21 protein-coding genes and 5 tRNA genes are annotated in these 22085 nt (G+C 70.8%); 7 read left to right on the forward strand and 19 right to left on the reverse strand.

Going from position 1 to position 22085, the window contains the following annotated elements; all coding sequences use genetic code 11:
* Positions 1–17 precede the first annotated feature (17 nt).
* Positions 18–1697: a DAK2 domain-containing protein gene (locus ACIRF8_RS26690; protein ID WP_404218509.1), complete on the reverse strand. Its 1680-nt coding sequence runs from the start codon at positions 1695–1697 to the stop codon at positions 18–20.
* 259 nt (positions 1698–1956) lie between these two features.
* On the opposite strand from ACIRF8_RS26690, the gene rpmB reads away from it, so the two are divergent.
* Positions 1957–2142, forward strand: coding sequence for a 50S ribosomal protein L28 (gene rpmB / locus ACIRF8_RS26695; protein ID WP_003957616.1), 186 nt, complete (start codon positions 1957–1959; stop codon positions 2140–2142).
* 99 nt (positions 2143–2241) lie between these two features.
* Here rpmB and thiD read toward each other — a convergent pair whose 3' ends face one another.
* Positions 2242–3093, reverse strand: coding sequence for a bifunctional hydroxymethylpyrimidine kinase/phosphomethylpyrimidine kinase (gene thiD / locus ACIRF8_RS26700; protein WP_404218511.1), 852 nt, complete (start codon positions 3091–3093; stop codon positions 2242–2244).
* Positions 3090–4073: a thiamine-phosphate kinase gene (locus ACIRF8_RS26705; protein WP_404218513.1), complete on the reverse strand. Its 984-nt coding sequence runs from the start codon at positions 4071–4073 to the stop codon at positions 3090–3092. Before ACIRF8_RS26705 ends, thiD begins: the two co-directional genes overlap by 4 nt.
* Positions 4074–4317: 244 nt before the next feature.
* Between ACIRF8_RS26705 and ACIRF8_RS26710 the strand changes: the two genes are divergently transcribed.
* Positions 4318–4551: an Lrp/AsnC family transcriptional regulator gene (locus tag ACIRF8_RS26710; protein WP_383270803.1), complete on the forward strand. Its 234-nt coding sequence runs from the start codon at positions 4318–4320 to the stop codon at positions 4549–4551.
* A gap of 20 nt (positions 4552–4571) precedes the next feature.
* Positions 4572–5081 carry a DUF3515 domain-containing protein gene (locus tag ACIRF8_RS26715; protein ID WP_404218516.1) on the forward strand — a complete coding sequence of 170 codons (510 nt, stop codon included), beginning with the start codon at positions 4572–4574 and terminating at the stop codon, positions 5079–5081.
* Positions 5082–5099: 18 nt separating this feature from the next.
* Here ACIRF8_RS26715 and ACIRF8_RS26720 read toward each other — a convergent pair whose 3' ends face one another.
* The 3 genes from ACIRF8_RS26720 to ACIRF8_RS26730 all read right to left on the reverse strand — a co-directional run bounded on the left by ACIRF8_RS26720 (position 5100) and on the right by ACIRF8_RS26730 (position 8126).
* A complete protein-coding gene (locus ACIRF8_RS26720; protein WP_404218519.1) occupies positions 5100–6290 on the reverse strand; it encodes a D-alanine--D-alanine ligase family protein in 1191 nt (396 codons plus the stop codon).
* A 67-nt stretch (positions 6291–6357) separates the two neighbouring features.
* Positions 6358–7308 (reverse strand): NAD(P)H-dependent glycerol-3-phosphate dehydrogenase, encoded by a 951-nt coding sequence (locus tag ACIRF8_RS26725; RefSeq protein ID WP_404218784.1) that lies wholly within the window; start codon positions 7306–7308, stop codon positions 6358–6360.
* 56 nt (positions 7309–7364) lie between these two features.
* Positions 7365–8126, reverse strand: coding sequence for a lysophospholipid acyltransferase family protein (locus tag ACIRF8_RS26730; RefSeq protein WP_404218521.1), 762 nt, complete (start codon positions 8124–8126; stop codon positions 7365–7367).
* 134 nt (positions 8127–8260) lie between these two features.
* Between ACIRF8_RS26730 and cofC the strand changes: the two genes are divergently transcribed.
* On the forward strand, positions 8261–8893 hold the full coding sequence (cofC, locus tag ACIRF8_RS26735; protein WP_404218523.1) for a 2-phospho-L-lactate guanylyltransferase: 633 nt from the start codon (positions 8261–8263) through the stop codon (positions 8891–8893).
* Positions 8894–8906: 13 nt separating this feature from the next.
* The gene (locus ACIRF8_RS26740) at positions 8907–9110 is read left to right on the forward strand and encodes a hypothetical protein (RefSeq protein ID WP_404218525.1); all 204 of its coding nucleotides are present in this window, start codon (positions 8907–8909) and stop codon (positions 9108–9110) included.
* A gap of 82 nt (positions 9111–9192) precedes the next feature.
* On the opposite strand, the gene ACIRF8_RS26745 is transcribed toward ACIRF8_RS26740, so the two are convergent.
* The 4 genes from ACIRF8_RS26745 to leuC form a co-directional block, all read right to left on the reverse strand.
* The gene (locus ACIRF8_RS26745) at positions 9193–9867 is read right to left on the reverse strand and encodes an HU family DNA-binding protein (protein ID WP_404218527.1); all 675 of its coding nucleotides are present in this window, start codon (positions 9865–9867) and stop codon (positions 9193–9195) included.
* A gap of 132 nt (positions 9868–9999) precedes the next feature.
* Entirely contained in the window at positions 10000–10239 is a 240-nt protein-coding gene (locus ACIRF8_RS26750; RefSeq protein ID WP_404218529.1) for a hypothetical protein, read from the reverse strand.
* 286 nt (positions 10240–10525) lie between these two features.
* Positions 10526–11119 carry a 3-isopropylmalate dehydratase small subunit gene (leuD, locus tag ACIRF8_RS26755; RefSeq protein ID WP_404218531.1) on the reverse strand — a complete coding sequence of 198 codons (594 nt, stop codon included), beginning with the start codon at positions 11117–11119 and terminating at the stop codon, positions 10526–10528.
* 6 nt (positions 11120–11125) lie between these two features.
* Positions 11126–12556 carry a 3-isopropylmalate dehydratase large subunit gene (leuC, locus tag ACIRF8_RS26760; protein ID WP_404218533.1) on the reverse strand — a complete coding sequence of 477 codons (1431 nt, stop codon included), beginning with the start codon at positions 12554–12556 and terminating at the stop codon, positions 11126–11128.
* A 185-nt stretch (positions 12557–12741) separates the two neighbouring features.
* On the opposite strand from leuC, the gene ndgR reads away from it, so the two are divergent.
* Positions 12742–13458, forward strand: a complete 717-nt coding sequence (ndgR, locus tag ACIRF8_RS26765) for an IclR family transcriptional regulator NdgR (protein WP_324767461.1) — start codon at positions 12742–12744, stop codon at positions 13456–13458.
* Between the two features lie 150 nt (positions 13459–13608).
* On the opposite strand, the gene ACIRF8_RS26770 is transcribed toward ndgR, so the two are convergent.
* The 9 genes from ACIRF8_RS26770 to ACIRF8_RS26810 form a co-directional block, all read right to left on the reverse strand.
* A tRNA-Glu gene (locus ACIRF8_RS26770) sits at positions 13609–13681 on the reverse strand.
* Positions 13682–13721: 40 nt separating this feature from the next.
* Positions 13722–13793 (reverse strand) — tRNA-Gln (locus tag ACIRF8_RS26775).
* A 56-nt stretch (positions 13794–13849) separates the two neighbouring features.
* A tRNA-Glu gene (locus tag ACIRF8_RS26780) sits at positions 13850–13922 on the reverse strand.
* Positions 13923–13985: 63 nt separating this feature from the next.
* Positions 13986–14058 (reverse strand) — tRNA-Glu (locus ACIRF8_RS26785).
* Between the two features lie 42 nt (positions 14059–14100).
* A tRNA-Gln gene (locus tag ACIRF8_RS26790) sits at positions 14101–14172 on the reverse strand.
* 89 nt (positions 14173–14261) lie between these two features.
* Positions 14262–14981 carry an HAD family hydrolase gene (locus ACIRF8_RS26795; RefSeq protein WP_404218535.1) on the reverse strand — a complete coding sequence of 240 codons (720 nt, stop codon included), beginning with the start codon at positions 14979–14981 and terminating at the stop codon, positions 14262–14264.
* A gap of 158 nt (positions 14982–15139) precedes the next feature.
* Positions 15140–16624, reverse strand: coding sequence for a glutamate--tRNA ligase (gene gltX / locus ACIRF8_RS26800; RefSeq protein WP_404218537.1), 1485 nt, complete (start codon positions 16622–16624; stop codon positions 15140–15142).
* A complete protein-coding gene (locus tag ACIRF8_RS26805) occupies positions 16617–17402 on the reverse strand; it encodes a fumarylacetoacetate hydrolase family protein (protein ID WP_404218540.1) in 786 nt (261 codons plus the stop codon). The genes gltX and ACIRF8_RS26805 overlap by 8 nt, the downstream gene beginning before the upstream one ends.
* Positions 17403–17473: 71 nt before the next feature.
* On the reverse strand, positions 17474–17644 hold the full coding sequence (locus ACIRF8_RS26810) for a hypothetical protein (protein ID WP_404218542.1): 171 nt from the start codon (positions 17642–17644) through the stop codon (positions 17474–17476).
* 572 nt (positions 17645–18216) lie between these two features.
* Between ACIRF8_RS26810 and ACIRF8_RS26815 the strand changes: the two genes are divergently transcribed.
* Positions 18217–22080 carry a nitrate- and nitrite sensing domain-containing protein gene (locus ACIRF8_RS26815; RefSeq protein ID WP_404218545.1) on the forward strand — a complete coding sequence of 1288 codons (3864 nt, stop codon included), beginning with the start codon at positions 18217–18219 and terminating at the stop codon, positions 22078–22080.
* Positions 22081–22085 lie beyond the last annotated feature (5 nt).

A 22085-nucleotide genomic window follows, 5' to 3' on the forward strand; every position in this document is an offset into this window, starting at 1 on the left:
GCCCTCGGGGCGAGCGGCTACTCGACGCCGATCAGCAGGGGCGCCGACTGCCGCCCGCCCCGGTACACCACGGTGTCCACGGCCAGGTAGGTCTCGCGCACATGCTGTTCGAGGCCGTCCGCGACCTCCTGGGGGATCTCCTCGCCCAGGACGAGCGTGACGAGTTCGCCGCCGGCCGCGAGCATCCGGTCGAGCACGGTGCGGGCGGTGGCCGGGACCTCGTCGCCGATGACCGCGACATCGCCGTCGATGAGGCCGAGGACGTCACCGGCCTGGCAGATGCCGGCCATCGTCCACGACTGCCGTTCGGCGACGGCCAGCTCGGCGTACCTGGTCGCCCCGGCGGCCGAGGTCATCGCGACGACGTCCTCGTCGAAGCGCCGGTCGGGCTCGTGCACGGCGAGCGCGGCGATGCCCTGCACGGCGGACCTGGTGGGGATGAGGGCGACGCGCACTCCCTCGGTCCTGGCCTGCTCGGCCGCGGCGGCCGCGGTGTGCCGCAGCTCCGGGTCGTTCGGCAGCAGCACCACCTCGTGCGCGTGGGCACGCCGGATCGCGTCGACCAGTTCCCCGCTGGCGGGCGGCTCGCCGGGCCGGTCGGGCACGGTCGTCGCCCCGGCCTGCGCGTACAGGCCCGCGAGCCCGTCGCCCGGCACGACTGCCACGACGGCCCGCTGCACCCGCTCGGGCGGCGGCGCCGAGGAGCGGGCGGCGTGCGCGTCGCCGAGGCCGAAGTGCGTAATGCGGATCCGGTGCGGGCGGCCCGCCTCGACGCCCGCCTCCACGGCCGCGCCCGCGTCGTCCACATGGACGTGGACGTTCCACAGGCCGTCCCCGCCCACGACGACCAGGGAGTCCCCCAGAGCGTCGAGCCTGGCCCGCAGCCGGGCCACGGCGGCGTCGTCGGCCTCCAGCAGGTAGATGACCTCGAAGGCGGGCCCGGCCGCGCCGTCGTCCTCCGGGCAGTCGAGGGGAGGTTCAGCGGAGTCGGCGTCCCCGCGCGCGTGGGCGGCGGTACGGGCGCGTACCGGAGCGGCCTGCCCGGAGACGGCCTCGCTCAGCGCGCCGAGCACCACGACCAGGCCCCGTCCGCCCGCGTCCACGACGCCGGCCCGGCCCAGCACGGCGAGCTGCCGCGGGGTCGCGTCCAGGGCCGCGCAGGCTCCTTCGTAGGCGGCGCGCAGCACTGCCGCGCAGTCACCGCCGACGGTGGCCGACGCCGCTTCCGCCGCCGCGGTCGCGACGGTCAGGACCGTGCCCTCCACCGGGCGGGCGACCGCCTCGCGTGCGGACTCGGCGGCCCGGCGCAGCGCGAGCCGCAGGGCGCCCGCGTCCGCCGCGCTGTGATTCGCGTCACCGTCCCGGCCGTCGGCGAGCACCTGCGCCATGCCCCGCAGGAGCTGCGCGAGGATCGTCCCCGAGTTGCCGCGAGCGCCCAGGAGGGCGCCGTGGGCCATCGCGCGCATCACGTCGGGCAGCGCGGGCACGGCGGGGCGGAGACCGGCCTCAAGGCCCGCGAACACCGCTTCGACGGCCTGCTGCGCGGACTCGACGGTCAGGTAGAGGTTGGTACCGGTGTCGCCGTCGGCCACGGGATACACGTTGATCGCGTCGATCTCCGCGCGATCGCGGCCGAGCGCGTCGAGGGCCAGCGAGCACCAGGCGCGTACGGCGACGACGTCGAGCACCTGCGGCACCTGCGCCTCCTTGAGCGGCTGATCCGGCCTCGCAGAGTAGACCCCGGCGGGTGACCTCCGGGGAAGGGGCCCGGTCCGGCTGCCGGGGCGGTGGCCTGGGCAGTCATGGTAGTTTCGTTGAACCGAAGCAGCCGTTGTATGCTGCTCCGGTTGCCCGATATCCATCGGGCTCTCCCTGGCACCGCCACTCAGATCTTCGATCCTGATTCCGGCATGCCGGGATCAACCGTAAGTGCATCTGAAGTCTTTGGAGTGACCCGTGGCTGCCAACTGCGACGTCTGCGGCAAGGGGCCGGGCTTCGGCAACAACATTTCGCACTCGCACCGCCGTACGTCCCGTCGCTGGAACCCGAACATCCAGCGTGTGCGTGCAGTGGTCGGTCGGACGCCGAAGCGGCTCAACGTCTGCACCTCGTGCATCAAGGCCGGCAAGGTCTCGCGCTGACGTTTCGCGTAGCGCGGCCACCTCGCTGGTTGCTTGAAAGAGCCGGTCCCCTCGGGGGCCGGCTCTTTCGTATGCCCGTCCGCGGGGACGGCACGCGGCTCACCGCGTACCGGCGTCGGCCCTGAACCGCCAGCCGTGGTCCACGGGCCCGATCCCGCCGCCGAGGGCGAACCCCGCGGCGATCGCTCCGGTCACGTAGTCCTTGGCCGCGCGCACGGCCTCGGGCACCGTGCGCCCCTGTGCCAGATGGGCCGCGATGGCGGAGGCGAGGGTGCAGCCCGTGCCGTGCGTGTGGCGGTTGTCGTGGCGCGGGGCGCGCAGCCAGTGCTCCTCGGCGCCGTCCGTCAGCAGATCGACCGCCTCGGCCGAGCCCCCGGGCACGGCACCCGCGCCACCGGCGCCCAGATGTCCGCCCTTGATGACCACCCACCGCGGCCCGTACGCCAGCACGGCGGCGGCGGCGCGGCGCATGTCGTCCTCCGTCGCGACGCGGACGCCGGTGAGCTGGGCCACCTCGTCGAGGTTGGGTGTCGCGACGGTCGCCGTCGGCAGCAGTTTCGTGCGGACGGAGTCCAGCGCGGACGCGGCGAGCAGCGAGTCCCCGTGCTTGGAGACGCCGACCGGGTCGATCACGACGGGGGCATCGGTGTCCGTGAGCAACTCGGCGACGCACTCGACGAGTCGGGGTGAGGACAGCATGCCCGTCTTGACGGCCTGGACGCCGATGTCGTCGACGACGCTGCGGTACTGGGCGCGTACCGCCTCCACGGGAAGCTCCCAGGCTCCCTGGACGCCGAGGGAGTTCTGCGCGGTGACGGCGGTGAGCACGCTCATACCGTGGGTGCCCAGGGCGAGCATGGTCTTGAGGTCGGCCTGGATGCCGGCCCCGCCGCCGGAGTCGGATCCGGCGACGGTCAGCACCCGCGCGGGCGCGGCGGTGGAGGCGGTCACGACTCGATCTCCCCGCCGGGGACGTCGTCCCCGAAGTGGTCCCAGCCGCCCTTGCTGGTCCAGGGCGCCCCGTCCACGGTGACCTGCGGCAGGGCGGAGGGGTGCACCACGTCGCCGATGACCTTCCAGCGGGCGGGCAGTTTCACGTCCGGCGGGAAGGTGGCCACGATCGCGTGGTCCTCTCCCCCGGTCAGCACCCATTGCAGTGGGTCGACGCCGACGGCCTGGCCGATGTCGTTCATCTGGGACGGCACGTCGACCTTCCCCGACTTGATGTCGATGCGGACCTTGCTGGCCTCGGCGATGTGGCCCAGGTCGGCGATGAGCCCGTCGCTGACGTCGCACATGGCGGTCGCGCCGAGTCCGGCCGCGGCGGGCCCCGCGTGGTAGGGCGGCTCGGGCCTGCGGTGTGCCTCGACGAAGGCGCGCGGGGAGCGGAAGCCGCGGGACAGCACGGCGTACCCGGCCGCCGACCAGCCCAGCCACCCGGTCACGGCCACGACGTCGCCGGGCCGTGCGCCGGCGCGCGTCACGGGATCGTGGTTGCGCAGATCGCCGAGCGCGGTGATGGCGATGGTGATGGTGTCGCCGCGCACGACGTCGCCACCGACCACCGCGGCGCCCGCCACCTGGCACTCGTCGCGCAACCCGTCCATCAGCTCGGACGGCCAGGACGCGGGCAGTTCGGCGGGTACGACCAGGCCGAGCAGCAGCGCGGTGGGCACGGCGCCCATGGCCGCGATGTCGGCCAGGTTCTGCGCGGCGGCCTTGCGCCCGACGTCGTACGCCGTGGACCAGTCGCGCCGGAAGTGCCGGTTCTCCAGCAGGACGTCCGTGCTGGCGACGACCCTGCGGTCCGGCGCGGCGATCACCGCGGCGTCGTCGCCGGGGCCGATCCGTACGGCCGGGGTGGTGGTGAGCCGTGAGGTCAGTTCTCGGATGAGTCCGAACTCCCCCAGCTCGCCGACGGTGCCCTTCATGCGCGTACTGCCCCTTCTGCCCCGGCCTGCTCGCGGTCGCGGGCCGTCTCTGTCATGGGTACGGTTTCTGTCATGGGCCCGCCCTCTGCTTCCCTCATGGGCCTGCCTCTACGCTCGCTCGTGCGTCCGCCGCGGACACGGCGGGTACGCCACAGCCACCCCGGGTCTCCCCGCGACGAGCGGCGACGCGATACCGTGGCGTCCCTTCTCCCCACATGATCCTCGTGGCCGCCCTGGAGGTTCCGTGGTACAGGCGTACATCCTGATCCAGACCGAAGTAGGCAAGGCGTCGACCGTCGCCGAGCTGATCGCGAAGATTCCAGGAGTGATCCAGGCCGAGGACGTCACCGGCCCCTACGACGTGATCGTGCGCGCGCAGGCCGACACGGTCGACGAACTGGGTCGCATGGTGGTCGCGAGGGTCCAGCAAGTGGACGGCATCACGCGCACTCTGACCTGCCCGGTCGTCCACCTGTAGCCCCCGTCTACCCTGTGCCGGTGAACTCTTTCCGTCACCGGCTCCGCACTGTCATCGGGCTGCCCGCGCTCTGCCTGCTGGTCGGCGCAGCGGGCTGTTCCCCGGCGGACGGTGGCGCGTCGGTCGCGGTTCCCCGTCCCGGCGCGACGGCCACGAAGCTGTGCGAGAACCTGGACAAGGTCCTGCCGTCGAAGATCGACGGCCTGAGCCGCGAGGACCCCGAGCCTGCGTCCACGTTGACCGCGGGCTGGGGAGGCACCGCGATCATACTGCGCTGCGGTGTCCCGCAACCCCCCAAGATGATCGATCCGAAGGTGGCCGAGGGCGCCGACCCCGACGCCGTGGCCGGCGGGGTGAACGGTGTCGACTGGTTGATGGAGGAGCAGGACGACGGGTCGTACCGCTTCACCACCGCCGGCCGCGAGGCGTATGTCGAGGTGAGCGCGGAGAAGGGGCGGGACAGCTCCGGGCCCCTCGTGGACCTGGCACCGGCCGTGAAGAAGGCGATCCCGAAGGGGATCGCCTCCTGAACCGGTGCGCGGCCCGCGCTAACGCAGGCCCGTCGAGCGCCGCAGGGCCGCCTGGAGCAGGCGGTCCACCAGCTCCGGGTAGCTGACGCCGCTCTCCTGCCACATGCGCGGGTACATCGAGATCGGCGTGAAACCGGGCAGCGTGTTGATCTCGTTGATCACGAACTCGCCGTCCTCCGCGAGGAAGAAGTCCGCCCGGACGATCCCCTCGCAGGAGACGGCCTCGAAGGCGGCCACGGCGAGCCGCTGGACCTCCGCCGTCTGCTCCGGGGTGAGCGGCGCGGGCACGATCCCGGCCGCGGAGTCGATGTACTTGGCCTCGAAGTCGTAGAAGTCGTGGGCCTGTACGGGCGGGATCTCGGCCGGGACGGAAGCGCGCGGCCCGTCCTCGAACTCGAGCACACCGCACTCGATCTCGCGCCCGACGATCGCCGCCTCGACGATGACCTTCGGGTCGTGGGCGCGGGCGGTCTCCATGGCCTCGTCGAGCCCCTCGAAGGACTCGACCTTGGTGATGCCGATGGACGATCCCGCGCGCGCGGGCTTGATGAACAGCGGCCAGCCCTGCTCGCCCACGAACTCGGCGATACGCCGCCGCGCGCCTTCCTGGTCGCGTTCCCACTCGCGCGGGCGGACGACGAGGTACGGCCCGACCTTCAGCCCGAAGGACGTGAAGATCCGCTTCATGTACTCCTTGTCCTGGCCGACGGCCGAGGAGAGCACACCGCAGCCGACATAGGGCGTGCCGGACAGGTCGAGGAGGCCCTGGAGCGTGCCGTCCTCGCCGTACGGGCCGTGCAGCACGGGGAAGACGACGTCGACGTCGCCGAGCACCTTGGGCACGGAGCCGGGCTCGGTGTAGACGACCTCGCGCGAGGCCGGGTCGACGGGCAGCACCACGCCGCCCTCCAGTGAATCCGCGAGGTCGGCGACGTCCGGCACCTTGCGGTCGGTGATGGTCATTCGCTCGGGGTCGTCCGAGGTCAGCGCCCAACGCCCCTCGCGCGTGATGCCGATGGGCAGCACGTCGTACGTGGAGCGGTCGATGGCGCGCAGGACGGCACCGGCGGTGACCACGGAGACGCCGTGCTCGGAGCTACGACCACCGAAGACGACGGCGACACGCGGCTTCTGCCCGCTCGCACCGGCCTCCGCGGAGGCAGAAGGCGCGGCGGGCGCAGGGCTCTGGGGGAGGTTTTCGCTGCTCATATCGCGTTGAGCGTACCTGCTGGTAGTACGTGAGTCAGCGTCCGCGAAGCCTTGCCGCCGGTGGGGCTCAGCGTCGTTCGGGCTTGGCGGAGCGCGACATCAGCTCCTTGACGGCGACGACCGGCGGCTTGCCCTCGTGGACGATGCCGACGACCGTCTCGGTGATCGGCATGTCGACTCCGTGACGGCGCGCCAGGTCGAGCACGGACTCGCAGGACTTGACGCCCTCGGCGGTCTGCTTGGTGACGGCGATGGTCTCCGCCAGCGTCATGCCCTTGCCGAGGTTGGTGCCGAAGGTGTGGTTGCGGGAGAGCGGCGAGGAGCATGTGGCGACGAGGTCGCCGAGCCCGGCGAGTCCGGCGAAGGTCAGCGGGTCGGCGCCCATGGCGAGGCCGAGCCGGGTCGTCTCGGCGAGGCCGCGCGTGATGAGCGAGCCCTTCGTGTTGTCGCCGAGGCCCATGCCGTCCGCGATGCCGACGGCGAGCCCGATGACGTTCTTGACGGCGCCGCCGAGTTCGCAGCCGACCACGTCGGTGTTGGTGTACGGCCTGAAGTACGGGGTGTGGCAGGCGACTTGGAGGCGCTGGGCGACGGACTCGGCCCGGCAGGCGACGACCGCGGCGGCGGGCTGGCGGGCGGCGATCTCCCGGGCGAGGTTCGGCCCGGTGACGATCGCGACACGGTCCGGCCCGACCTGCGCGACGTCCTCGATGACCTCGCTCATCCGCATCGCCGACCCGAGCTCGACGCCCTTCATCAGCGAGACGAGCACGGTGTCGGGGGCGAGCAGCGGCGCCCACGCGGTGAGGTTGCCGCGCAGCGTCTGCGAGGGCACGGCGAGCACGGTGAAGTCGGCGTCCGCCGCGGCCCGCGCCACGTCGGTCGTCGCCCGCACGCTCGCGGGAAGTTCGACGCCGGGCAGGTAATCCGGGTTGGTGTGGGTCGAGTTGATGGCGTCGACGAGTTCGGCGCGCCGGCCCCAGAGCGTGACCTCGCAGCCCGCGTCCGCGAGGACCATGGCGAAGGCCGTGCCCCACGAACCGGTTCCGAAGACGGCTGTCCGCACGGGTCGGGTCACTTGTTCTCCTCCGAACTGCCGCTGTGCGTCTGCGACTTGCGGCGCTGCTGGATACGCGCCTCGCGCGGGTCGTAACGCTTCTGCGGAGCCTTCTCACCGCGCAGCTCGGCCACCAGGGAGGTGATCTCGCTCATGATGACCTCGGTCGCCTCCTTCAGCAGATCCGGGGTCATCTCCTTGTCGTAGAACCGCGTCAGGTCGACGGGCTCACCGGCGAGGACACGGTGCGTCTTACGGGGAAAGAAATGCGGCTTCTTCGCATAGGGGGCGAGCGCCTCGGTGGCGCCCCACTGGCCGACGGGAATGACCGGACACTGCGTCTGCAAGGCGACGCGCGCGACACCGGTCTTACCGGCCATGGGCCACAGATCCGGGTCCCGGGTGAGCGTTCCCTCCGGATAGAAAGCGACGCACTCGCCGCGCTCCACGGCGGCGATCGCGGCACGGAAGGCGCTCAGCGCGTTCGTCGTCTCGCGATAGACGGGAATCTGGCCGGTGCCGCGCATCGCGGCGCCGACGAAGCCCTTGCGGAAGAGGCTGTGCTTGGCGAGGAATCGCGGGACCCGCCCGGTGTTGTACTGAAAGTGGGCGTAGAGGAACGGGTCCAGATGCGAATTGTGGTTCACCGCGGTGATAAATCCGCCGTCAGCGGGAATGTTCTCCATTCCGCGCCAGTCCCGCTTGAACAGAACCACCAGGGGCGGTTTGCACAGGACCGCTGCGAAGCGGTACCAGAAGCCGATTCTGCGGCGGGACACTCGGACACCTTCCTCTAGGACCTGGCAGGTCGGCCCGTCGGGCCGCACAAGTGTCACCCCAGGCCACCGGTCTGTCGAGAACACCGTACGCCCGCCCGAACCGGCCCACCTCATGCACAGGTCACAATAGGCGGGTGCAGTGGACCCTGGTGATACCGCTGAAACCGCTGGTGCGGGCCAAGAGCAGGCTGGCGCCCGCGGCCGGGGGCCTGCGTCCGGGCCTGGCGCTGGCATTCGCCCAGGACACCGTGGCCGCCGCACGGGCCTGTGCGGCGGTGAACGATGTGGTGGTCGTCACGGACGACGCGCGCGCGGGCGCTGAACTGGCCGCTCTCGGTGCCCGTATCGTCCCCGACACTCCCCGGGCGGGTCTCAACGCCGCTCTCGCACACGGTGCGGCAGCCGTACGGGCGCGTCGGCCCGCCGCACCCGTGGCGGCACTGAACGCGGATCTCCCCGCACTGCGTCCCGCCGAATTGGCCCGAGTTCTCGGCGCGGCCACCGCATTTCCCCGGGCATTTCTGCCGGATGCCGCCGGAATCGGTACCACGCTCTTGTCGGCGGCGCCCGGCGCGGAATTGCGGCCCGTATTCGGCGCGGCGTCACGCGCCCGGCACACGGCGTCCGGCGCCGCGGAACTCACCCTCGACGGCGTCGACTCCGTACGCCAGGACGTCGACACCGGCGACGATCTGCGCACCGCGCTCGCCCTGGGCGTGGGCGCGTACACCGTGCGGGCCGCGGCCGGGCTGCTGACGGTGGACTGAGTACGCTGCCTGTATGCAGGCCACCGCGTACACGTACGACCCCGACTCCCGCTCCGGCAGCGTCCTTCTGGACGACGGCACGCCGGTGCCGTTCGACGCCGCCGCCTTCGACGCGGGCGGACTGCGCCTGCTGCGGCCCGGCCAGCGGGTGCGGATCGAGGTCCACGGTGCGGGCGAGGCGCGGCAGATCACCCTCGTGACCCTCCAGACCTTCTGAGCGCCCGGCCTCGGACATGCCGCGGGCCGGGCCCCCCGAGGGGAGCCCGGCCCGGCGCGTGAGCAGCCCGTGGCGTACGCCCTTACTTCTTGCGGGCGGTGGTCTTCTTGGCGGTGGTCTTGCGCGCCGTCGACTTCTTGGCGGGCGCCTTCTTGGCCGTGGCCTTCTTGGCGGGCGCCGTCTTCTTGGCGGTGGTCTTCTGCGCCGTGGCCTTCTTGGCGGGGGTCGCCTTCTTCGCGGCGGCCGTGGTCTTCTGCGCCGTGGCCTTCTTCGCGGGGGACGCCTTCTTGGCCGTCGTCTTCTTCGCCGCGGCCGTGGTCTTGGCGGCGGAGGTCTTCTTCGCCGGCGTCGCCTTCTTCGCGGCGGAGGTCTTCTTCGCCGTCGTCTTCTTGGCCGCGGCCTTCTTGACCGTCGCCGAAGCGGCGCCCGTCAGGCTGCCCTTGGGCGCCTTCTTGACCGCGACATCGTTCTTGGGGAGCTTCTTCGAACCCGCGACGAGGTCCTTGAAGCCCTGGCCCGCACGGAAGCGCGGCACCGAGGTCTTCTTGACCCGGACGCGCTCACCCGTCTGCGGGTTGCGGGCGTAACGGGCCGGACGGTCGACCTTCTCGAACGAACCGAAGCCGGTGACCGAGACGCGGTCACCGTTGACCACGGCACGGACGACGGCGTCGAGTACCGCGTCGACGGCGTCGGCGGCCTGCTGACGGCCACCGACCTTGTCGGCAATCGCTTCTACGAGCTGCGCCTTGTTCACGTCTTCCCCTTCGGAGACATTGCCGGAACGAATCTCTTTCGGCCCGGCTTTTTCGCACGTTAGGCAGATATATACCGCAAATCAAACATGAAACGGGCTAATCACCCTTGTGCCGCAACGAACTCGGCCGTCTCAGAGTTCCTCTTCGGTACCGGAACCCTCTTCGAAGTCGTCGAGGTCCGCACTGAATCGCTCCAGACGTCCGGCCGCGCCGGCGAGATCATGTTTGGCCGCGGCCGTAATGGCCAGCAGCTTCCGGGTCAGCGCCATCCGTACGCCCTCCGGGACTTGCAGTGCGCGCACTCGGGCGTGCGCTTCCTTGAGCTGGTTCGCGACCGCCATGTAGAGCTGGAGTTGGCCGTCGTGTTCCATGCACAGATTGTGCCATCTGGGGCGAGTTGTCGCCTCCGCAGGGGGTAACTCCCGCCCCGCACGGGCCTTCTGGCCCCCTGCGCGGCACGCCCGCCCAGAGCAGCACCGATGGCCGCCTACCCCGGGAACACCCCTGTCATACAAGGGAGTTGGCAGGCCCCGGAGGCCACGCTCCGGGAGCCGCCGGGCGCCTTCGGGGGCGGACATGGAAGTACCCCCAACCGATGCACGATTGGGGGTACGGGCCTTTCGGATGTGGCCTGAATGCGCCTTGCCCAGCGGCGGATCAGACCTGGATCGTCCGCGGCTTGTGCGCGGGACGGTTCGCCTCGTAGGCGGCGATGTCGCTCTCGTTGCTCAGCGTGATGCTGATGTCGTCGAGCCCGTTCAGCAGTCGCCAGCGGGAGTTCTCGTCCAGTTCGAAGGGGGCGGTGACGCCTTCGGCGCGGACTTCCCGCTTCTCCAGGTCGACCGTGACCTCGGCCTGCGGGTCGCTCTCGACCAGCTCCCACAGCGCGTCCACGACCTTCTGGTCCAGGACCACGGTCAGCAGGCCGTTCTTGAGGGAGTTGCCCCGGAAGATGTCGGCGAACCGGGAGGAGATGACGGTCTTGAACCCGTAGTTCTGCAGGGCCCACACCGCGTGCTCACGGGACGATCCGGTGCCGAAGTCCGGACCGGCCACCAGCACGGTGGCACCCGCGCGCTCCGGCTGGTTGAGGACGAACTCGGGGTCCTTGCGCCAGGCCTCGAACAGCCCGTCCTCGAACCCGTCCCGTGTCACCTTCTTGAGCCAGTGAGCAGGGATGATCTGGTCGGTGTCGACGTTGCTGCGGCGCAGCGGGACGGCCCGGCCGGTGTGCGTGGTGAATGCTTCCATGGCTGATCAGACTCCAGCGGGCGTACGGGCGTCGGCGTCGGACAGGTCGGCCGGGGAGGCCAGATGGCCGAGTACGGCGGTGGCGGCGGCGACCTGGGGCGAGACCAGGTGCGTACGGCCGCCCTTGCCCTGCCGGCCCTCGAAGTTGCGGTTGGAGGTGGACGCGGAGCGCTCGCCGGGGGCGAGTTGGTCCGGGTTCATGCCCAGGCACATGGAGCAGCCCGCGTGCCGCCATTCGGCGCCGGCCTCCTTGAAGACCTTGTCCAGGCCCTCGGAGACGGCCTGGAGGCCCACGCGCGCGGAGCCCGGCACGACCAGCATCCGTACGCCGTCGGCGACTTTGCGGCCCTCGACGATCGCGGCGGCGGCGCGCAGGTCCTCGATGCGGCCGTTGGTGCACGAACCCACGAAGACGGTGTCGACCTTGATGTCGCGCAGCGGCTGCCCGGCGCTGAGCCCCATGTACTCCAGGGCCTTCTCGGCGGCGAAGCGCTCCGAAGCGTCTTCGTACGAAGCCGGGTCGGGGACGCGGGCCGAAAGCGGCGCACCCTGGCCGGGGTTGGTGCCCCAGGTGACGAACGGGGAGAGTTCCTCGGCCTTGATGAAGACCTCGGCGTCGAAGACCGCGTCGTCGTCGGTGCGCAGCGTCTTCCAGTACGCGACGGCGGCGTCCCAGTCCTCGCCCTCGGGCGCGTGGTCGCGGCCCTTGAGGTACTCGAAGGTGGTCGCGTCGGGGGCGATCATGCCGGCGCGGGCGCCCGCCTCGATCGACATGTTGCAGATGGTCATGCGGGCTTCCATCGAGAGCTTCTCGATGGCGGAGCCGCGGTACTCCAGGATGTAGCCCTGGCCGCCGCCGGTGCCGATCTTCGCGATGATCGCCAGGATCAGGTCCTTGGCCGTGACGCCGTCGGGCAGTTCACCGTCGATCGTGATGGCCATGGTCTTCGGGCGGGCCATCGGCAGGGTCTGGGTGGCGAGCACGTGCTCGACCTGCGAGGTGCCGATGCCGAACGCCAGCGCGCCGAACGCGCCGTGGGTCGAGGTGTGCGAGTCGCCGCAGACCACGGTGGTGCCCGGCTGGGTCAGGCCGAGCTGCGGCCCCACCACGTGGACGACGCCCTGCTCCACGTCGCCCAGCGAGTGCAGGCGCACACCGAACTCGGCGCAGTTCTTGCGCAGCGTCTCGAGCTGGGCGCGCGAGACCGGGTCGGCGATCGGCTTGTCGATGTCGAGGGTCGGGGTGTTGTGGTCCTCGGTGGCGATGGTGAGGTCCAGGCGGCGCACCGGGCGGCCCGCCTGCCGGAGGCCGTCGAAGGCCTGCGGGCTCGTCACCTCGTGCAGCAGGTGCAGATCGATGAAGAGGAGGTCGGGCTCGCCCTCGGCGCGCCGGACGACGTGGTCGTCCCAGACCTTCTCCGCGAGTGTCCTACCCATCGCTTTCCCTTCGACCGACCGTGTGCGCCGGCCCAACTAGAGATTCGGATCGCCGTCGCACGTACCCCTCGTACCGGACGTCGGCTGCCGGGCCCGTTGGTCCGCGGGCCGGTGTCCGTACAGAGTGGCAAGTTCCACGGAAAATTGAACTTGCGTTTCACAGAGTGAGACGGGAGTATCGACGCATGGACAACAGTAGCGGCGTCGGCGTTCTGGACAAGGCAGCCCTTGTCCTGGGCGCCCTGGAGTCCGGGCCCGCGACCCTCGCAGGACTTGTAGCGGCCACCGGACTGGCAAGACCGACGGCCCACCGCCTGGCGGTGGCCCTGGAACATCACCGCATGGTGGCGCGGGACATGCAGGGCCGTTTCATTCTCGGCCCCCGTCTCGCGGAGCTCTCGGCTGCGGCCGGTGAGGACCGCCTGCTGGCCACCGCGGGCCCGGTGCTCACGCATCTGCGGGACGTCACGGGCGAGAGCGCGCAGCTCTATCGCCGCCAGGGCGACATGCGTATCTGCGTCGCCGCGGCGGAGCGCCTGTCCGGCCTGCGGGACACGGTGCCGGTCGGTTCGACCCTGACCATGAAGGCGGGTTCGTCCGCGCAGATCCTGATGGCCTGGGAGGAGCCGGAGCGCCTGCACCGCGGTCTCCAGGGCGCCCGCTTCACGGCGACGGCCCTGTCGGGTGTACGGCGCAGGGGCTGGGCCCAGTCGATCGGTGAGCGGGAGCCGGGCGTCGCGTCCGTCTCCGCGCCGGTGCGAGGACCGTCGAACCGTGTGGTGGCCGCCGTGTCGGTCTCCGGCCCCATCGAGCGTCTGACGCGCCACCCGGGGCGGATGCACGCCCAGGCCGTCATCGACGCCGCGGGCCGTCTCTCCGAAGCTCTGCGCCGCACGGGCTGAGTCCCAACTCGTCTTCTTCTTCCGCCAGTTCCGCCAGTTCCGGCCGGTCGCTCCAACGCCGCAGCGACCGGCCGGAGTTGTCTCCTGGTCGGCTCCCGCGCCGTACGCGAAGAGGCCCTTCCCGCACGGGGAAGGGCCTCTTCGTCTACGTACCCCCGACCGGATTCGAACCGGCGCTACCGCCTTGAGAGGGCGGCGTGCTAGGCCGCTACACAACGGGGGCCTTGCGGATGTGACCCGCGGTTGCAGATGAGCTCTGCGAGCTGGCCTACCAGGACTCGAACCTAGAATGACGGTACCAGAAACCGTAGTGTTGCCAATTACACCATAGGCCAAGGTGGTATATACCAATTGGTCCATACCGAGTGGTCGAACCCTGCGATCCGACCCGTACCCCCGACCGGATTCGAACCGGCGCTACCGCCTTGAGAGGGCGGCGTGCTAGGCCGCTACACAACGGGGGCCCTAGCGATCCTGCATCGTGGTCGGCGGGAGCTACCCATAGCCGTCCTCGCGGGAAGGATCTGTACCCCCGACCGGATTCGAACCGGCGCTACTGCCTTGAGAGGGCAGCGTGCTAGGCCGCTACACAACGGGGGCTTTGTGGACCTGGGATCCACGGTTGCAGATGAGCTCTGCGAGCTGGCCTACCAGGACTCGAACCTAGACTAACGGAACCAGAAACCGTCGTGCTGCCAATTACACCATAGGCCACCGTGACGCAATCCCCTGCGGGATCTCTGTCCGGCTTGCGCTTCCGGGGCCCGGCCTTGCGGCTCGCTTCCCTCGGCGCAGGAAGAACATTACCCGAAGGTCTCCGGCGCTCCAAAACGGGTATCGCGGGCCAGCAGCGGCGGGAGCTGGTCGAGGCCCGTGATGCGCACCAGCTCGGGCCGGCCGCCGATCGCGGCGCGGTCCAGCCAGATCCCCACCAGTCCCGCCTCGACCGCGCCGCGCGCGTCGGTGTCCGGCTGGTCGCCCACGTACGCGACCTCGTGCGGCGCGAGGCCGAGCTGGTCGCACACGGCGTGGAAGGCGGCGGCAGCGGGCTTGGCGACGCCCAGCTCGGCCGCGCAGAGGAGGGCCTCGAAGCGGTCCCGGACGCCGAGGACGCGGAGTTTGCGGTCCTGGTTGTGGAGCGAGGAGTTGGACAGCACCGCGTGCCGGTAGCCGGTGGCGAGGGCGTCGAGGACGGGCACGGTGTCCGGGAAGAGGCTCCAGGCGGCCTCGTAGTGGCCGAGATACCGGCCGAACCACGCGTCGGCCGCCCCGTCGTCCAGCGCCTCCCCCACGAAGGCCCGCACCCGCTCCCTGCGCTGCCCCTCCCAGTCGGTCTCCCCGGCCTCGAACCGGGCCCAGTACGTACGGGTCAGGGTCTTCCAGCGGGCGAGGGCGTGCTCGACGGTCCCGAAGGTGTCGAGGAGGCCCTCGGCGGTGAGGTGGGCGCGCATGCCGGTGGCGTCGGCGGTGGCGTAGTCGAAGATCGTGTCGTCGATGTCCCAGACGACGGCGCGGAGGGGCATGCGGCGACCCTAACGCCGAGCGGCCTGCCGGGCGGGGGGTTCCCGTCCGGCAGGCCGCTCATGCGGACGGCAGGCTCAGCCGGTGCAGCCGTACTGCCAGGAGCCACAACTCCACGGGCTGCCTCAAAATTGGTGTGAGGCCGACGCCACCGGCAGGGTCACTTCGACAGCTTCGCCAGCGCCGCGTCGATGCGGGTCAGCGTCTTCTCCTTGCCCAGGATCTCCAGGGACTCGAAGAGCGGGAGGCCGATCGTGCGGCCGGTGACCGCCACGCGGACCGGGGCCTGGGCCTTGCCGAGCTTGAGGCCGTGGGCCTCGCCGGCCGCCAGGACCGCTTCCTTGAGGGACTCCGGGGACGTCCAGTCCGCCGACTCCAGCTTTTCGCGGGCCGTGACGAGGAGGGCGTCGGAGCCTTCCTTCATGGCCTTCGTCCAGCTCGGCTCGTCGAAGACCGGCTCGGGCAGGAAGAGGAAGTCGACGTTGTCGGTGATCTCGGAGAGGACCTTGAGGCGGGTCTGGGCGTGGGGCGCGATCGCCGCCCACTTGGACTCGTCGAAGTCCTCGGGGGCCCACGGCGCGAACGGAGCCTTCAACCAGGGCTCGCAGCGGGCCGCGAAGTCCTTGGGGTCGAGCATGCGGATGTGGTCGCCGTTGATCGACTCGCACTTCTTGAGGTCGAAGCGGGCCGGGTTCGGCTGGACGTCCGCGACGTCGAAGGCCGCCACCATCTCCTCGATCGAGAAGATGTCCCGGTCGGCGGAGAGGGACCAGCCCAGCAGGGAGAGGTAGTTGAGCAGGCCCTCGGGGAGGAAGCCGCGCTCGCGGTAGAGGTTCAGCGACGACTGGGGGTCGCGCTTGCTGAGCTTCTTGTTGCCCTCGCCCATGACGTACGGGAGGTGGCCGAAGACGGGCGTCTGCCGGGCGATGCCCAGGTCCTTGAGCGCCGCGTAGAGGGCGATCTGGCGGGGGGTCGAGGAGAGCAGGTCCTCGCCGCGCAGGACGTGCGTGATCTCCATGAGCGCGTCGTCGACCGGGTTGACCAGTGTGTACAGCGGGGCGCCGTTGGCGCGGACGATGCCGTAGTCCGGCACGTTCTCCGGCTCGTACGTGATGTCGCCGCGCACCAGGTCGGTGAAGGTGATCGTCTCGTCGGGCATCCGGAACCGCACGATGGGCCTGCGGCCCTCGGTCTCGTACGCCTGCTTCTGCTCGGCGGTCAGCTCGCGGCAGTGGCCGTCGTAGCCGGAGGGCTTGCCGGCGGCGCGGGCCGCGTCGCGGCGGGCGTCCAGCTCCTCCGTCGAGCAGTAGCAGTGGTAGGCGCGGCCCGCGGCGAGGAGCTTGTCCGCGACGTCCTGGTAGATGTCCATGCGCTGCGACTGCCGGTACGGGGCGTGCGGGCCGCCGACCTCGGGGCCCTCGTCCCAGTCGAAGCCGAGCCAGCGCATCGAGTCGAGGAGCTGGTTGTACGACTCCTCGCTGTCGCGGGCCGCGTCGGTGTCCTCGATGCGGAAGACCAGCGTGCCCTGGTTGTGGCGCGCGAAGGCCCAGTTGAACAGGGCCGTGCGGACCAGACCCACGTGCGGGTTACCGGTGGGCGAAGGGCAGAAACGGACACGGACGGTGGGGGCGGATGCGCTAGCCACGCTTGACAACCTTGTTGGTGAGAGTGCCGATGCCTTCGATGCTGACGGCGACCTCGTCGCCGACCTGCAAGGGGCCGACCCCTTCCGGGGTGCCCGTGAGGATGACGTCGCCGGGGAGGAGGGTCATTGCCTCGGAGATGTTGGCGATCAGTTCCGGGATGGACGTGATCATCTGGGAGGTGGAGCCGAGTTGCCGCTGCTGCCCGTTGACCGTGCACTGGATGCCGAGGTCGGAGGCGGCGGCCACGTCGAGGTCCGTCTCCACCCAGGGGCCGAGCGGGCAGGAGGTGTCGAAGCCCTTGGCGCGCGCCCACTGCTTCTCGCGCTTCTGCACGTCGCGGGCGGTCACGTCGTTGGCGGCGGTGTAGCCGAGGATCACGTCGTTGACGCGCTCGGGCGGGACCTCGCGGCACATACGGCCGATGACCACGGCCAGCTCGGCCTCGTGGTGCAGCTCCTGCGAGAAGGAGGGGTACTGGATCTCGTCGCCGGGTCCGATCACGGACGTGGACGGCTTGAAGAAGGCGAAGGGCGCGTCGGGCACCTCGTTGCCCAGCTCCCTGGCGTGCTCCGCGTAGTTGCGGCCGAAGGCGATCACCTTGTTGGGGAGCACGGGCGGCAGCAGCCGGACCTTGCTCAGCGGGACCTTGGTGCCGGAGAGCTCGAAGTCCGCGAAGGGGATGCCCTTGATGATGTCGAGGACGAGCTCGTCTGGCTTGTCGCCCTCGACCGCGCCGAAGGCGACGTTCCCGTCGATGGAGAATCTGGCGATGCGCACGGGTGGCTGCGCCCCTCATTCTTGCGTTGGGCCCGGGTGGGATGTGACCGGTCCAGGCTAACGCGGCGCCCCTACTGCGGCTTCTCCATCAGGATGGTGCGCTTCGGGTTGGCCGTGTTCGTCGGCAGCTCGCGGGGGTGCTCCGGCACGAGCGGCGCGGCCTGGATCTCGTCGGCGTCCTTGAGGTGCGCGAGGGTGGTGCGCCGCGGGTTGGCGAGGTGGAGCATCGTCGTCGTCTTCATGGCTGTGCTCGGGAACCTTCTCGTCGTCGGTCGGGTTGTCGGCAGATCCGTCTGTGTAAAGCGTCAGGCTAAACATCTGATTCCCGTCGAAAGCCGGGAAGTTGTGATCGTTAGTATGTGAGTTTGCTCACGAGGGGCCACCCAAAACGGGCACTTCGGACCGGCGCTACACCTCCCCGAAACGGACATTGCCCCACTGAAGCCATCATTCCGCTGCCGATCATCGCGACTGGGACACCCCCCGGCCGTACGGAGAACGTCCGCGAATGCCCCGTTTCTCCTAGATCACTTTCTACGTCTCGTGACCCTGCCCTCACACGGCGTCACGGGGGATGCGGTGCGTCCCTCGGCCCTTGTTGGAGATCCTGCACTGTGCTGAAATTCCCGGGACCGCCGCGGGACGGACCGGCGCACGAGAGCGCGACTCAGCGCCGGGCTGCGGCGGCGAGGGGGAATCCAGCGCCGGTCACTCACGACCACAGGGGGGCGTTTCAGGTCGCCCTTCGAACTACGCCGACACCGTCCTGCCCTCGTATGCGGGTGGGACGCCTGGTCCAGAGGTTGCGACGCTAGTGCAGGGACGTAAGAACAGGGATGGCAGCGCTGCGGCGGAGCCGGAGCCGCGCGGCGGGACCGGCCCGATAACAGGCGGCTCCCAGCCCCCGCACGCCCAGAACCCGGGGCGCACGGCGTCTGTCGACGCCGGGGAGCGCGACGGGCGCTCCGCCGCGCCCGGCGGTTCGGCCACGCCCGCGCCCACCCCGGCCAAGGGACCCACGGGCCCCGGGCCGCGAATAGCCCTGCGCAACTGGCGCATCTCGACCCGTCTGGTCGCGCTGCTCACGCTGCCCGTGGTCGCGGCGACCTCGCTGGGCGCGTTGCGTATCTCGGAGTCCCTGGACGACATCCAGCAGCTCGACAACATGAAGCTGCTGACGGAGATGACGAAGCAGGCCACCGACCTGGCGTCGGCGCTCCAGGAGGAGCGCGACCAGTCGGCGGGGCCGCTGTCCAACAACCCCAAGGCGACCGACGACTTCAGCATCAAGGCGGCGCGGGCCAAGACGAATCGTGCCCGCGACACCTTCTTGCAGAGCACGACCGACATCGAGGGTGACAGCAGCAGCCTCAACGGTGTGCGTGAGCACGCCGTGCAGATCGCCCACGAGCTGATCAGCCTCAACAAGATCCGGCAGAACTCGTACGCCAGCAAGACCAACTCGTCGCAGACGGTCGAGGCGTACGCCCGCATCATCGAGCAGTTGCTGTCCCTGTCGACCGACATGGCACAGGCGACCAGCAGCCCCGAGATGATCCAGCGGACCCGTGCCCTGGCCGCCTTCTCCTCGGCCAAGGAGTACGCCTCCGAGCAGCGCGCCATCATCGCCGCCGCGCTGCCGCCCAACAGCTCGTCGTTCGGCAGCATCTCCGAGACGGACCGTCAGTACGGGTTCGCCGCGGCCGAGAACCAGGACTCGCAGCTCGACTCGTTCCGCAGCGTCTACGGCGACGTCGCCGTGCAGGAGCTCCTCAAGCCCCTCGACGAGAACAACGCCACCATCAAGGCGGCGGACAACTACGCCGAGCGGGTCCTGGCCAAGCCCGGCGGCATCAAGACCCAGGACAAGCGCTCCTACAAGGACTGGGTCGACGCGGACAGCTCCCGTATCCAGGAGATGTCCAAGATCGAGCTGACCCTGCTCAACCAGATGGAGCAGCAGGCCCGCGAGCTGCGCAACTCCTCCGAGCAGTCGGCCATCATCAACGGTGCGCTGATCCTGATCGTGCTCGGCGTCTCCCTCGTCGGCGCGTTCGTCGTGGCCCGCTCCATGATCCGCTCGCTGCGCCGGCTCCAGGACACCGCGACCAAGGTCGCCCAGGACCGGCTGCCCGAGCTGGTCAAGCAGCTCTCCGAGTCCGACCCGCAGGACGTCGACACGTCCGTGGAGTCGGTCGGTGTGCACTCCCGGGACGAGATCGGCCAGGTGGCCGCGGCCTTCGACGACGTGCACCGCGAGGCCGTCCGGCTCGCCGCCGAGCAGGCCCTGCTCCGGGGCAACGTCAACGCGATGTTCACCAACCTCTCGCGCCGCTCCCAGGGCCTCATCCAGCGTCAGCTCTCGCTCATCTCCGAGCTGGAGTCCCGCGAGGCCGACCCCGACCAGCTCTCGTCGCTGTTCAAGCTCGACCACCTCGCGACCCGCATGCGTCGTAACGGTGAGAACCTGCTCGTCCTCGCGGGTGAGGAGCCCGGCCGTCGCTGGACGCGGCCCGTGCCGCTCGTCGACGTGCTGCGTGCCGCCGCGTCCGAGGTGGAGCAGTACGAGCGCATCGAGCTGGCGGCGGTGCCCGCGACCGAGGTCGCCGGCCGCGTCGTCAACGACCTCGTGCACCTGCTCGCCGAGCTGCTGGAGAACGCGACCTCGTTCTCGTCGCCGCAGACCAAGGTGAAGGTGACCGGTCACGCGCTGCCCGACGGGCGGGTGCTGATCGAGATTCACGACACGGGTATCGGTCTGTCCCCCGAGGACCTCGCCGCGATCAACGAGCGGCTCGCGTCGCCGCCCACCGTGGACGTGTCGGTCTCGCGCCGCATGGGTCTGTTCGTGGTCGGTCGTCTCTCCCAGCGGCACGGCATCCGCATCCAGCTCCGGCCCTCCGACTCCGGTGGTACGACCGCGCTGGTCATGCTGCCCGTGGACGTCGCCCAGGGCGGCAAGAAGGTCCCGGGCGCGGCCGGACCCGGTGGTCCCGCCGCCGCGCAGGGTGCGGCCGGTGTCGCCGGTGCGCGGCGTGGTGTCGCGCCGGGCGCCGCGGGTGGCGCCGCGAGCCGTCTCGGTGCCGGGCCCGGTGCGGCGCGACCGCAGGTCGGCGCGGGTGCCGGTGGCGGCCGGGCGGCGCTGCCCGGCCGGGACGGTGGCGCTCAGAACCAGCAGAACCCGCAGGGTCAGCAGAACCCGCAAGGACCTCAGGGTCCGCAGGGTCCGCAGCGCCCCCAGGGGCCCGGCCCTCAGGGATTCGCTCCCCAGGGTCCGCAGAACCCGCAGCACCCGTCGGGTCCGCGTGACGCCGGGCCGCAGCGCGGCCCGCAGGCACCGCAGCGCCCGCAGGCCCCCCTGCCCGCCCGCGCGCAGCAGAACCCGCAGGGTCAGCAGAGCCCGCAGCACGGCCAGGGCCGCCAGAACCCGCAGAACCCGCAGGCCCCGACCGGTGCAGGCACCGGTGTCTTCAACGGCGTCGGGCAGGGCCCGGTCCCGCCGCAGCAGCGCACGCACAGCGACCCCGCCGAGAAGCAGGGCCGGCGCCGTCCGGTGCTGCCTCCGCGCGGTGGGCCGCGTGCCGAGCTGCCGGGCGGCAACCCGCAGCCCCGCGTGCCGAGTTGGAGCGACGAGAACGCGCAGCCGCAGCTCGACGCGCCGCGCGGTCACGACGAGCCGGACTCGACGTCGCAGTTCCCGCGGATCCAGGACGAGCACCAGGGTCCGGGGGCCACGGCCGAGTTCGCCCGCCCCGACTACGACGCGCCCCGGCCCGTCCAGGACCAGGGTCAGGGTCAGGGTCAGGGTCAGGGTCAGGGTCAGGGTCAGGACTCGGGCCAGTTCGTCCGCTCCGATGTCTTCGGTGGCGGACCGGCCCACCAGGACCCGTCCACCACGGGCCAGTACGAGCGTCCGCAGGACGTCTCCGCCACCGGTCAGTACCAGCGGCCCCAGGACCCCTCGAACACCGGGCAGTACGGTGCCGGGCAGTACGACACCGGCCAGTACGACACCGGGCAGTACAACGGCCTGCCCCAGGACCCCTCGAACACCGGGCAGTACGAGCGTCCCGCCGCCCCGCGTCAGCAGGGTGTGCCCGTGCAGCCGCAGCAGGAGTACCTGCCGCCTGCCACCGGGCCCGGCGACGGTCGTACGCCGCTGTACGACACGCTGGAGACCAACTGGTTCCACGGCCAGCAGGGCCAGGGCCAGGGCGAGAGCGGTCAGCAGCAGGGGCAGAGCCAGGGTCAGGAAGCGCCGCAGGGGCTGCCGGGCCGGGCCCTGCCGCAGCGCGGCGCTCAGCCCACCGCTCCCCAGCAGTCCGCGCGGCGTCCGCAAGGACAGGCTCCCGCGGTCCCCGACTCCGGCCAGAACCAGGCCGGTTGGCGGCAGTCCCCGAACGACGAGCTGATGCGTCAGGCCGAGCGGGTGCGCAAGCCCGCCGCGGGCGGCGTCACCGTCTCGGGTCTGCCGCGCCGCGTGCCCCGCGCCAACCTCGTGGCGGGCACGGCCCAGGAACAGCAGCAGAGCCAGACCGGCCCGCAGGTCTCGCGCGCACCCGACGAGGTGCGCGGACGGCTGACCAATCTCCGTAGGGGCATCCAGCAGGGCCGGCAGGCCGGTGGCACCGGTCAGACCGGCAGCTACCCCCGCCCCACTCACCAGCAGGAGCGTTAGTTGAG

It is taken from the genome of Streptomyces sp. NPDC102406 (assembly GCF_044765725.1).
GTDB lineage: Bacteria > Actinomycetota > Actinomycetes > Streptomycetales > Streptomycetaceae > Streptomyces.

What these genes read in the sequence shown, in the direction of transcription:
- leuC (WP_404218533.1), bottom strand. Translation starts at nt 12,556, where the DNA reads ATGGGTAGGACACTCGCGGAGAAGGTCTGGGACGACCACGTCGTCCGG.
- ACIRF8_RS26740 (WP_404218525.1), top strand. Translation starts at nt 8,907, where the DNA reads ATGCAGGCCACCGCGTACACGTACGACCCCGACTCCCGCTCCGGCAGC.
- ACIRF8_RS26795 (WP_404218535.1), bottom strand. Translation starts at nt 14,981, where the DNA reads ATGCCCCTCCGCGCCGTCGTCTGGGACATCGACGACACGATCTTCGAC.
- ACIRF8_RS26725 (WP_404218784.1), bottom strand. Translation starts at nt 7,308, where the DNA reads ATGGTCCTCGCGGACGCGGGCTGCGAGGTCACGCTCTGGGGCCGGCGC.
- leuD (WP_404218531.1), bottom strand. Translation starts at nt 11,119, where the DNA reads ATGGAAGCATTCACCACGCACACCGGCCGGGCCGTCCCGCTGCGCCGC.
- ACIRF8_RS26705 (WP_404218513.1), bottom strand. Translation starts at nt 4,073, where the DNA reads ATGAAGGGCACCGTCGGCGAGCTGGGGGAGTTCGGACTCATCCGAGAA.
- ndgR (WP_324767461.1), top strand. Translation starts at nt 12,742, where the DNA reads ATGGACAACAGTAGCGGCGTCGGCGTTCTGGACAAGGCAGCCCTTGTC.
- ACIRF8_RS26720 (WP_404218519.1), bottom strand. Translation starts at nt 6,290, where the DNA reads ATGAGCAGCGAAAACCTCCCCCAGAGCCCTGCGCCCGCCGCGCCTTCT.
- ACIRF8_RS26810 (WP_404218542.1), bottom strand. Translation starts at nt 17,644, where the DNA reads ATGAAGACGACGACGATGCTCCACCTCGCCAACCCGCGGCGCACCACC.
- ACIRF8_RS26750 (WP_404218529.1), bottom strand. Translation starts at nt 10,239, where the DNA reads ATGGAACACGACGGCCAACTCCAGCTCTACATGGCGGTCGCGAACCAG.